General features: G+C 59.1%; 7 protein-coding genes and 1 pseudogene. 4 read left to right on the top strand and 4 right to left on the bottom strand.

Annotation, left to right across the window (positions count from 1 at the left end; translation table 11 throughout):
* Nucleotides 1–184, top strand: a 184-nt coding sequence (locus NKH21_RS30700) for a hypothetical protein (protein WP_352869597.1), incomplete at its 5' end; no start/stop codon positions are given.
* A 103-nt stretch (nt 185–287) separates the two neighbouring features.
* On the opposite strand, the gene NKH21_RS30695 is transcribed toward NKH21_RS30700, so the two are convergent.
* Entirely contained in the window at nt 288–1,508 is a 1,221-nt protein-coding gene (locus tag NKH21_RS30695; RefSeq protein WP_352869595.1) for an ATP-grasp domain-containing protein, read from the bottom strand.
* Between the two features lie 484 nt (nt 1,509–1,992).
* On the opposite strand from NKH21_RS30695, the gene NKH21_RS30690 reads away from it, so the two are divergent.
* The gene (locus NKH21_RS30690) at nt 1,993–3,159 is read left to right on the top strand and encodes an IS110 family RNA-guided transposase (protein WP_352869593.1); all 1,167 of its coding nucleotides are present in this window, start codon (nt 1,993–1,995) and stop codon (nt 3,157–3,159) included.
* Between the two features lie 805 nt (nt 3,160–3,964).
* Here the strand turns inward: NKH21_RS30690 and proB are convergent.
* The 3 genes and pseudogenes from proB to NKH21_RS30675 form a co-directional block, all read right to left on the bottom strand.
* Nucleotides 3,965–4,870, bottom strand: a complete 906-nt coding sequence (gene proB, locus NKH21_RS30685) for a glutamate 5-kinase (RefSeq protein ID WP_352869591.1) — start codon at nt 4,868–4,870, stop codon at nt 3,965–3,967.
* Between the two features lie 142 nt (nt 4,871–5,012).
* The gene (locus NKH21_RS30680) at nt 5,013–5,708 is read right to left on the bottom strand and encodes an OmpW/AlkL family protein (protein ID WP_352869589.1); all 696 of its coding nucleotides are present in this window, start codon (nt 5,706–5,708) and stop codon (nt 5,013–5,015) included.
* Between the two features lie 183 nt (nt 5,709–5,891).
* Nucleotides 5,892–7,993: pseudogene (locus NKH21_RS30675) on the bottom strand (prolyl oligopeptidase family serine peptidase).
* Nucleotides 7,994–9,040: 1,047 nt separating this feature from the next.
* Between NKH21_RS30675 and NKH21_RS30670 the strand changes: the two are divergent.
* The gene (locus NKH21_RS30670; RefSeq protein WP_352869587.1) at nt 9,041–9,520 is read left to right on the top strand and encodes a hypothetical protein; all 480 of its coding nucleotides are present in this window, start codon (nt 9,041–9,043) and stop codon (nt 9,518–9,520) included.
* A 69-nt stretch (nt 9,521–9,589) separates the two neighbouring features.
* Complete coding sequence (locus NKH21_RS30665; protein ID WP_352869585.1) at nt 9,590–10,852, top strand: lysine N(6)-hydroxylase/L-ornithine N(5)-oxygenase family protein; 1,263 nt, start codon at nt 9,590–9,592, stop codon at nt 10,850–10,852.
* Nucleotides 10,853–11,322 lie beyond the last annotated feature (470 nt).

Raw genomic sequence — 11,322 nt, 5'->3', positions numbered from 1 at the left:
GAGGCTTTTGTGTGCCTTCTTCCTGGCGCTGCTCGCCACCGCTGCAGCGGCCGCCGGTCCAACCACGATCAGCCTAATCACCGTCTTGGACGAGGCCTTTGTCAGCCTCATCAGCGAAATCGACGTTCTTCACAGCCGACTACATAGCTTGGAGCCAGCTCACGGCATGGCAGCCCATTGCTGAACTTGTTCGCGAGCGCAGCACATCCAGCATCTAGCCGCATTGGTGTCGAACTATCGGGCAAGATACCTGGAGTGAAGGGCCATGCCACCTTGAGCAAAGTTCTTCAACTGGACGAAAAGGGCCTCACCGACCAGCCGATTAAGTCCACGGCACGCTGGAGTATACCCTCTGTCTCACTAGAGCTAGATGAAACGGCGATGACATATCCCATTCGGTCTCGGTAGTCACGTTTCCTGACGATTGGCGTCTTGGGTTCAACATACAACTTGACCTCGGCGACACCTGGCAGAGCAGCCGCCCGACCGTCGCCACTAATCCAATCGAGGATGCCATCGCTATCAGGGATCAGGAACCGTACTGCCGCAGTCTGCGAATGCCTTGTGCGCAAATTCCGTCCGTCGCCGGTGACAAGCTGGATGTGTTCGGTGACGAGATCGACACCGTAAGCCAACTGAACCAGTTGAGGTATGCCCCCACCAGCAAGACGCGGATTGACTTCAATGACGACTGGGCCATGCTTCGTCCATCGGAATTCAATCTCCGCTGGCCCCCAGCCAAGGCCGAGAGCTCGCAAACAGCTCAGCGAAATTTCGGCGATACGCTCCTGATTGTGATTCGTCAGCGGGGCCGGAAAGGTGAACTGACGATATACGAAATACGGTAGAGGACCAAACTCGCCGGTGCTGATCCCAATTACCTCATTTCCCATTGTTTGAGCGGCATAGTAGGAGCCTTGTGCGAATTCTTCGACCAGTATCCGAGGCGAAGATCGCCATACATGCTTCCCGCCCAACAGATAAGTCGTATGTTCGGTCACTTCATCCAAGTTGCGGCACAATCGGACGCCCATGCTGCCGCTGCCTACGGCTGGCTTAACGATCACCGGCAGGCCGATCTCGGCGGCGGCGCTTTCCACCTCCGTAGCGTCTGCCGCTAAGCGATAAGCAGGTACTGGAACGCCCGCTTCTGCGAGAAGCTGACGTTGAGTGAATTTGTCGCAACATCGTTCAATGGATGCGGGGTTCGGTCCCGGCAGTGCGAAATGCCGGCAGAGCTTGCCAACTGTCGCATAGAACGTATCCCCGTCGCTCGTAATCCCAGCAATGTCATAGGTCGCACGTAGCCGGGAACATTCGCGGATCAGCGCATCAAGATTATCTGTATCGACACGGATTGCCTCAATACCTTCCTTCGCAAGATAGTCGTACTGAGCTGGATCAGCCGACAGGGTAATTGGATGAAGACCGAGACGCAGGGCCGCTTTGACGTAAAGCGGACCATTGTTCCTAGAACCTTCAAGCATGATAAGCGCTCTTCGTGCCATTGACCTTGACTCCAACGTTGCGGGTTGTGCGGCGGTCCGAGCGTTCATCGGCATTAGCTATTTCAGCCGTGCCTGACGTCAGTCCTTGTAGTGAACCTACCATTGCCCGCGATTTGCGATCGCAAAGATTCTGCAAATTTACTTGAAGGATCTGTTGCGACGTTTGCTTGACGCAGTGTGGCTCGAAGCCCCTGCACCATTTTGAGGATTGTCGTTCAAGGGACGTCTGTACGACCTGTACAGTCCTAAACTTAGTCGGAAATGCGGTATCCAATCTGCGTATAAGAGTTTGGACACCGTCGTCTTGAGACCCTGTCTCCTACATTGCGCATTAGCTACACCATGCAGGGACCAGCCACTATTGGCGGGACGAAGAGGCGTGGCCACGCCGCTTGCAAATGAACATAAGATCCTATGGGCTGGTGGATAGCGACCTGCCGTCGGCAGAATGGCGTTGCTAAACCCACTCATTCTGGAGACGACAATGCAACAGGTTGCAAATCGGCCGGAACCGGCCGCTATCCGCATTGATCTTGGCGCGATCTTTGTTTCGATGGAACTGTCTCGATCAAGTTGGCTGATCACTTCACTGTCGCCGGGTGGCGGGGAGAAGATGTCCAAGCATTCTCTGCGGGGCGGGCACGTTGCGGGACTCCTGGAGCTGTTTGCGACGCTCCAGGAAAAGGCTCGGGCACGAACCGGCGAGCGCTTCCGGATTATTGTCATTCAGGAAGCTGGACTAGACGGCTTCTGGATCCATCGGGTGCTTCAGGGCGAAGCGATCGAGAGCCACGTGGTCGACGCCGCCTCGATCCTGGTGTCACGGCGGCGCCGACGGGCGAAGACCGATAAGATCGACGGCGAGACCCTGGTACGGACCTTGCTGGCCTACAAGCGTGGCGAGCCGCGGGTCTGCTCCATGGTCAGGCCGCCGAGCCCCGAGGAAGAGGATCGCCGCCGACTCTGCCGGGAGCGCAAGACGCTGATCGCCGAGCGGGTGGAGCACGTCAACCGGATCAAGGGGCTGCTGTTCGCCCAGGGCGTCGGTGACTATGAGCCGCTGCGTCGCGACCGACGCGCCAGGCTCAAGGATCTGCAAACGGGTGATGGTCGCGCCTTACCTTTCCACCTGAAGGCACAGGTTGTGCGTGAGCTCGACCGGCTTGAGCTGATCCTGGAGCAGTTGCAAAAGGTCGAGGCGGCGCGCGACGATCTGCTGTTGGATCGGGCCAAGGCGAACGACCCGGCGCCGGTGGTGAGACTGCTGCAGCTGAAGGGGGTGGGCGCTGAGTTCGCCAACGTACTCTGGTCTGAAGGTCTTTATCATCATTTCGACAATCGAAGGCAGCTTGCGGCCTATGCCGGGCTTGCGCCAACGCCCTGGCAGAGCGGTTCTGTCGATCATGAGCAAGGCGTCTCAAAAGCGGGCAATCCGCGGCTGAGAGGAACGATGGTGCAGATGGCCTGGCTGTGGCTGCGACACCAACCAGACTCGGCCCTCAGCCAGTGGTTCAAACAGCGGGTCGAGCGCAACGGTGGGCGGCTGCGTAAGCCGCTAATCGTCGCCTTGGCACGTAAACTGCTGGTCGCACTGTGGCAGTATGCGACCGCCGGAGTGGTGATGGAGGGCGCCATCATAAAGCCGACCTGATCTGAAGCCAACCAAACCTCTTTCGCCATCTGACGGGGCCTGATCAGCCCCGGCGGATCCAGGTGGACGAACCGGCCTGGCATATGGTCTCAACAACCGCCCCTAAGAATGGTCACGTCCTCCTGAGCCTAGCCGCCGTATGCGGGATAAGGGTGCAGCCGCCCTGGGGCGGCGACCGTATGTGAGTTTCAACCGAGCCAGAAATGCTCGTATTGGAAACAGGCTCAACCTCGGATCCGTAGCAACTCCAGGAGATAATCCATGAAGCCGTAAGCCGTACACAATCCGGTTGACCCGAGTCCGCCCATGTGAGTTCCAGGGAGACAAAGATTGCTCCAAGGTCGACACGCACAGCGTTTGGGACTCCAGGTTGGGTGGACACGTTCTCCACGGCGATCTCCTGTTGAGTGATTGCCTCGATGCAGCCTCACCCTGAAGAGCGTCGGCCGCGGTTCACTCCTCATGGGATCTAAAGTCGAGGCGTGAAGAAGCGCTCATGCTCACATGCTCAACACCGACTGGTTGCTCGGCGCGCGCGCGGGCGGGTCTCTCGCCCAATCCCGTTGTCAAGTTCGTCGGTCGGCGGATTGCGCGGCTCATGTGCCCGTTTGCACCGCCGAAAGCCTCGATTGTCGCCGAGAACGCCACGACTCTTCGGACCACCGGATGTGTGAGGCGGATCTGGATGGTACGGCCAATCAGCCGATGCGGAACCGAGTAGAAGGCGTTGTGACCTCGACGTGGTAATCGGATGCACCTGGCGACCTTCCATTTGACATTGTTCGAACGGTCCCGCCGGCTGGCCTCAAGGCTGCTCGCTCGATCTCCTCAAACAGTTCCCGGCGAGGTTAGCCGACATGGTGCATTGGTCGGCTTTAGTGAGCGGAAAAAACCATGTTGATGGCCCACCGTTCTCGATGGCCGCGAGCGGGTAAGATTTATTTCCTCTCGCAATGACCATTTCACAGCCCGCGTCCGTGGCAATCCTTGCTGCCATCAACTTTGTCACCATGCCACCCGAACTATGGCGAGTGAGGGAATGGCCCGCCATGGCCTCTATCTCGGGAGTAATGCATCGCACCTCTTTCACCAGACGCGCTGCGGGGTTGTCGTGTGGGTTTTCCGAGAAGAGGCCATCTACGTTGGAAAGAAGGACAACAACGTCTGCTTTTACCATCTGCGCGACCCGGGCCGCTAGCCGATCATTATCGCCAAAACAGATCTCCGCCGTTGCGGTCGTGTCGTTCTCGTTGATAATGGGTACCGCGCCAACTTTGAGAATTTGTTGAAGGGTTGAGGCCGCATTGAGGCGGCGATGCTGATCGTCTATATCTTCGCGGGTCAATAGTATTTGCCCTACGCCAAAACCATGGCGCCTAAAACTCTGTTCATAGGCACGCATGAGTTGAACCTGACCGATCGCGGCGGCCGATTGCTTCTCCTCAATTTGCAGAGATCTGTCCAGATGGTTGAAGTGACTTGAGCCGACCGCGACAGCACCAGAGGTGACTATGATCACCTGCTGCCCGCGTGCGAAAAATCGGACGACATCTTCTATTAATGTCTCAAGCCAAGGACCGCGTATCTCTCCGGTTTCTGCATCGCCGATCAGTGCTGAGCCAATCTTCACTATCAGCCGGCGAGCCGAAGCCAATCGGATCGAACTTGTTGGTGCTGCCGTTGAATGTTGCTGCACTAGAAGTGAAGACACGTCTCTCCAATCTCACCTTTCCTGAGCGTCACGGCCTCGGAGGTATAAGGGCGCACGAGGCGCCCTTTATTTCAGATCCGCAGCCCAAACGAGCGCTTACGTCGTAGTCGGGGCTCCAACAATCCTTCTTCGCCTTTCGCTATCAGAAGCGGTAGGTGACACCTGCGCCTATCAACCAGGGATCGAGCTCGGCCTTACCCGTCACCTTCGCGCCGTTCACCGTGACCTCGAAGTCTGGCTGCAGGAAAAGCTTCTTCACGTCGAAGTTGACGCCCCAGTGCTGATCCACCATGTAGTCGAACCCGACCTGCAGCGCGGTGCCGAACGTGTTCTTAACCTTGAGAGCATCGGCGCTGCCGACATCCTGGTTATAGAAGATCGTGTAGTTCACGCCGGCACCGACATAGGGCTTGAACGCGCCGAAATTGGTAAAATGATACTGCAATGTGAGCGTAGGCGGCAGCAGCCAAACCTTGCCGATATTGCCCAGCCCGCCGATCGTTCCTTGGCCTTCGATGTTCGCATAGGTGGTGCCGAGTACGAGCTCGGCGGCGACGTTGTCCGTGAAGAAATAGGAGATATCGAGTTCCGGCGTCACGGTGTTCGAATAGGAAAGATCGGAGCCGGGCACCGCATTGACGTAGCCCGAATCCTCAGTGATGACCCCCAACGCCCGCAGGCGGATCTGCCAAGGGCTTGGCACTTCCGTGACCGAGGCTCCCGCCTGCGGGACGCTCACCGCTTGCGCAAGGTCCGCCGCGAGGGCCTGCTGTCCCATCACGATGAGGACAACGGCCGCTGTTACTCCCCGCGCCGCGCGCATTTGGTTTCTCGCCATGATACTCTCTCCTTGCTCTTCAGAAATGTGGACTGAATTACGAAAAATTTTGCTCGAATTGCTTGGGGTTGTCGCGGCGCTCATGCGCAGTTTGCATGAGCCTGTGCTCACATTATTTGCCCCGTACTCGCAATCATCGCGCTGTACTCACTTATTGAAGCGTTGCCCTTTGTCTCCGTCCACCTATCGAACGCGATCGGCTTGCCAGCCGATCGCACTGCGAAGGAAATTGGTGCCCAAGGCAATGAATGCGGCCCGCTCCCGATTGTTCTTGCCGTAGCCGTGCCCGCCCGCGCCGGCCTCGTAGAAGTAAGCGGGATAGCCAAGAGCCTGCAGCTTTGCCGCCATCTTACGCGCGTGGCCCGGGTGGACGCGGTCGTCCCGCTTCGTGGTGGCAAGCAGGATCGGCGGATAGGGCTGTCCCGGCGTCGCGGCGTGATAGGCGGAGATTTCCTTAGGAAAATCCATTCCTCCGGCTTGTCGGGATCTCCATATTCGTCAATCCAGCTCGCGCCCTCCAAAAGCTTGGTGTAGGGGCGCATGTCGACAAGCGGAATTGTGCAGAACAGCGCGCCGAAATGCTCAGGATAGCGGGTGAGCATATTGGCGGTCAGGAGGCCGCCATTTGAGTCGCCCTCGGCGGCAATCCGTCTCGGCAGCGTAATGCCTCTTCGCACGACATCGCCGGCAACGGCGGCGAAATCGTCATGGGCGAGACGCTTGCCCTCCCTGCGCCCGGCATCGTGCCAACGGGTGCCGAACTCTCCGCCGCCCCGGATGTTCGCCACCACGCACGTGCCGCCGCGTTCGAGCCACAGCTTGCCGAGCGAGAGGTTATAGTAGGGCAGGAGCGACACGCCGAACCCGCCGTAGGCGGTGAGGTGAACCGGGGCATCCCCGTTCCCATTCGACGGACCGACCTCCGTATAGGGGATCATCTCACCATCGGTCGAGACTGCCTCGTGGCGCGTGACCATCAGCCCGGATGCGTCGAAATTCTCCGGGTTGCCCTTCAGGATTACTGGAGCGCCGAGAGGCGCCGCGGCATCGAGGTCTAATACGAGAAGCTTCCGCGGCGTGATCGGGTCCTGAGCCGAAATGAGGACCTCTCCATTGATCTCGTGATGTTCCGCATCGAGCGACCGGAGGTGACCAGTCCCCTCGGCGGGCACGGTGTCCAGCGCTCGGCGCGTCCATTCCTGGCGGCCGGGGGTGAACATCTCGAAACGCGGAACGAGGTTGACGAGGTAGGAGATAATGAGCTTCCCGTTATTCCAGAAGAATGACTGCAGGGAGCGCCTGTCGCCTGGTTCAAAGAGGATGGCAAAACTGCGCTCGCCGACGATGAAGGAGGAAAGCGAGATGCCGATCAGCGCGTCCGCGGCATGGGTCGTCCCTCCTACTGTCCATGGCTTGCGCGGCTTTACCGTCAGCCAATCGCCGAAGCCGCTCCACGAGGCGTCCCGAGGAAGGTCGATCCGCATCTTCGGCCCGCTCCTGTCACCGATTCGGCCAATATTCTCAAAGAAGGTCGACTGCTCGATGAACCAGAGGCGCTCGCTCTCGGCGGTGCGGTCCACACGGCCGGACGCGCCGAGGGATTCGGAACCGGTCTCGAAGATTACCGGCGCGGTGAGCGGATCCGCGCCACGCTTCCACAGCCGCACGGTGCGCGCGTAGCCGGAGCGGGTGGCCATGCCATCATCCTGCGCCCGAGAAAGCAGAAGCGTGTCACGGTCGAGCCAATTAACCCCGCCCTTGGCCTCCGCGAGGTTGAAACCGTCGGCGACGAAGCTAAGAAAGAAGCTAAGAAACCCCAGATCGAATTCGCGATGCACGACCGCGTCGCTGCCGCCGCGCGACAGGCGCAGAACGGCTCTTTCCCGTCTCTCCGGCTCAAGGGACGCGCCGCGCCAGATCCAGTCCTCTCCGTCGCCAGCGGCGAGGGCGTCCAGATCGAGCAGTAGCTCCCACTGGGGATCCACTTTCATGTAGGCGGCAAGGGTGGTCCGGCGCCACAGTCCGCGCGGATTTCTGGCATCTTTCCAGAAATTGTAAAGGTACTGGCCGCGGCGCTTGCTCAAGGGGATCTTGTCAGGACGATCGAAAATCGCTGTGAGGGCGTCGTGGTCGCGATCGAACTGTGTTCCACCCAAGTGCCCCAGGGGCCTGGCCGACTGGCTGGCGGCCCAGGCAAGTGTCCGTTCTCCTTCTACATCTTCGAGCCAAAGATAGGGATCATCGTCCGGGGCATTCAGCGTTGGGCGGAAATCGAATACGGTCATGTCCCGATAACGTGAAGAATGATGTCGACTGGACAGTCGCAATGTCCTGTCGGCTCGGAAAGGCCCAGTTTTCGCGGCTGCGACCGCATGTTCGGCGAGCTTGATCATGGCATGATTTCTCCTCAGTTCTTGCCGCAGCGCGTTTGCAGATAGCCGTGCACGTGTCGTGCCAAACGAGAAAATCATTTCACAACAATGACATGGCTCTGATTGCGGTGTGTCTCATGTCCGACTTTGTCGAAGACCCGACAACGAGTGCAGCCGTGACCGCCTGATAGAACCTCCTGTGCGAGCTCGGTGGGTACTGCGGAATAAGCAGTGAAGCTCACCGCGAAACTGGCCAAGCTTCGGACCGACATCGGCGACGGGGCGATCGACGACCGCTACGTCGCCGGTCGGGCGCGGCACGGCCTGAGGACTCCGCGTCGGCATCAAATAACTGCGTTTACGATGGCTCCATCCTGGCCAACCGGCGGGCGCGCAAAAGACTGCTTTGCCGCCTCATCCCTCCTCCTGGATTGAGTCCCAGGGACCGAATGGCGCAAGTGCTTTTGGAACCGGCAGAGTGGTCGAACGCAATTGTCTTCCGGCTATCTTTACAGAGATTCGACAATCCAGTTGGTGAAGGTCCCATACCGCGCAATCATTGATGCGCTTAGGTCTGGGCATGCGCCCATCCGCAACCAGCTGATCAAGAGCATCGATCCTTCACCAACATAGAGAATTGCTTCCCCATGAGAGAGGCCTCGCGGCGGACATGAGATTGCGTCACTCTCCATGATCGCGGCCTCCGAGGATGTCGGGATCGAGCCAGTGCAACGGCACCATGGGGCGAAGCATCTGGCAGCTCTTGCAATTGCCGACCTCGATGGACAAGGCATATCGCGATCTGTCCGACAGAGACACAAGGTTCTGCACTGTCCGTTTATGAAGACGTCGTGCTGGTCTCCGTAAGAGAAGTATTCTGGTGCAGAAAGTGCCCGATTAGCTATTCGGAAAAAGGCGACATCGACGTGCAAATCGAGCGCCGCCGTGAGGCGTCCCTCAATGTCGGATTTCCGACAGGATCGCAAATCCGCCAACCCATTGTTTAATAAAATTTTCCTTCTCTGGCACGGCCCATGCATGGGGTTCTGCGAACGCATCAGCGAGACGTCCTCCATGATCATGCGCACCGAAAATGCCGCCGCCGCAGTGAAAACCGCGCTCTCGCCTGCCATCAAGCCGCCGAAAAGCCGGCGCGCCATGGTTGAGGCGGGCGATTGCGCCGGCTTCAAACACCTGATGGGTTTGGAAAGCGTCTCGCGTGATGGCGACGCGGGCATCCAGACGGGCGGAAAGGACATACGGCGTTGCCCACGTAGCCGGTATGACCCGTCGATTGTCACCGCGCTGGAACGCTCGGGTCCACATTCGACAACCCGAACGCGCAGGACAATTCTCACAAATCCGGTCGGCACCGGGGCTCGAAAACGTCCGCGAGGCGCCCAATGGTTATGGCGATATTCGCCGAGAACAACCACCTAGTGGGAAGACTCTATAGGAGGAAAGCAAGTGGAGTTATCTTGCGTTGGGGTCGGTGCTGGGCCGTCCAATTTGAGCCTTGCGTGTCAGATACACGAGCAAGTTGGGCAAGGGGCACTGTTCCTGGATCAGCAGATCGACTTCCGCTGGCATCCAGGCATCGCATTTGATTCCTCGGAGCTCCAGGTCAGCCACTTCAAGGATCTGGTCACGCTGGTGAATCCGCGATCAGCCTACACTTTCGTAAACTTCCTGCACGAGAACGGGCGTCTGTATCACTTCCTGAACGCACGGTTCCAAGCCGTGCTCAGAGTTGAGTTCGAGCAATACCTGAACTGGGCCTTCCACAGGAACCCACTTGTGCGTGGCGGCGAGACGGTGCGTGAAATCCGCTTTGACGGCGAGTTTCGGGTGCGGACGGATAAGGCGGTTCTCGGCGCCAGAGACGTCGTGGTCAGCATTGGCAAGCAGGCGCGAATCCCGCCTCAGTTTCAGGGCTGGACTGGACGCAACCTTTTCCACTCATCTGTTTTACTGCACATCCATCCTGAGGTGCGGAGAAAGCATGTCTGCGTCGTTGGCGGAGGCCAGTCGGGAGCCGAGGTGATGTTGCACCTTGTCGGCCTGCCGAAAGAACGGCGGCCTGCCTCGATCACTTGGGTCTCGCAGCGAGAGAACTACCTGCCTCTCGACAACAGCCCATTCACAAACGAGTTGTTCATGCCCTGCTTTTCGGATCATTTCGCGGCGATGAGCGAGTCGCAGCGCAAGCTGCTCCTGCGGCGTTTCGTGCTTGCCTCGGACGGCATTTCGGAAAGCACGTTGCGCGCGATCTATCAGGCGCTATACCGCCACGCATTTTTCGAGCCAAACCGATGCGCCATCACACTGCGGCCAGGCTGCACCGTCTCGCACTGCATCAACGCCGGCGCGGGTCACAGGCTGACCCTGCAGCACGGCATGGACCAGGTCGAAGAAGTCACGGCTGGCATCGTCATCCTGGCCACCGGTTACGAGAACGCGGTGCCACGCTTGTTGGAACCGATCATGGACCGGTTGGAGCAGATCGACAATGAGTTAGCTATTCGCGAGGATTTTTCGGTGAGCTGGGACGGACCGCGTGACAGACGCATCTTCGTACAAAACGCGAGCCTCGGGCAGCGCGGCCTGGCCGATCCGAACCTAAGCCTGCTGGCCTGGCGCGCGCGCCGCATCCTCGATAGCCTTCTTGGGCGCGCGCCTTGCGCGAACCCCGAGCATCCTGGCTTCATCAGCCATACCTCGATCGAGAGCTGGCCCGACCCGGTAGCCGAAGAAATGGGCAGCGGGATATGACTCGTAGACTTTTGATGATCGGCGGTGGCATCCTGGGAATGACGTCCGCCTCCGCTGCGGCGAAGACCGGGGGCTTCTCCGAAATCATCGTGACCGAACAAGCCCTTGGACCAAGCGGTGCATCGCATTACTCTGGGGGCGTGCATTTCCCCTACGGTCGTCAAGACCGTACCAGGTCGCTCACTCGAAGGGGCGCCGTGGCCTTGGCGGCCATGGCTGGGTCGGACGTCAACGGGTGGTACCGGCCTTTAGCGATGCGTGTCGTGGCTGGACTGGGTGAAGCGATTGATCCGGCTCAATTTGCGGAACCCCTGGACCAGGCTGAGCCTGACATAGGCAGTCTCGCGCCGAGCTTCTGCGGACAATATCCGCCGGAGCGGAACGCACTTAGCATCGCCGTCCCACATGACGTGAGTCCGTCTCCGTGGACCCGCAACTTGACCAGCGCCCAACTGCCCTAATTGGGATGT

The organism is Mesorhizobium sp. M1329 (assembly GCF_040318035.1).
Lineage (GTDB): Bacteria > Pseudomonadota > Alphaproteobacteria > Rhizobiales > Rhizobiaceae > Mesorhizobium.
This window is presented reverse-complemented; position numbering and strand designations above follow the sequence as displayed.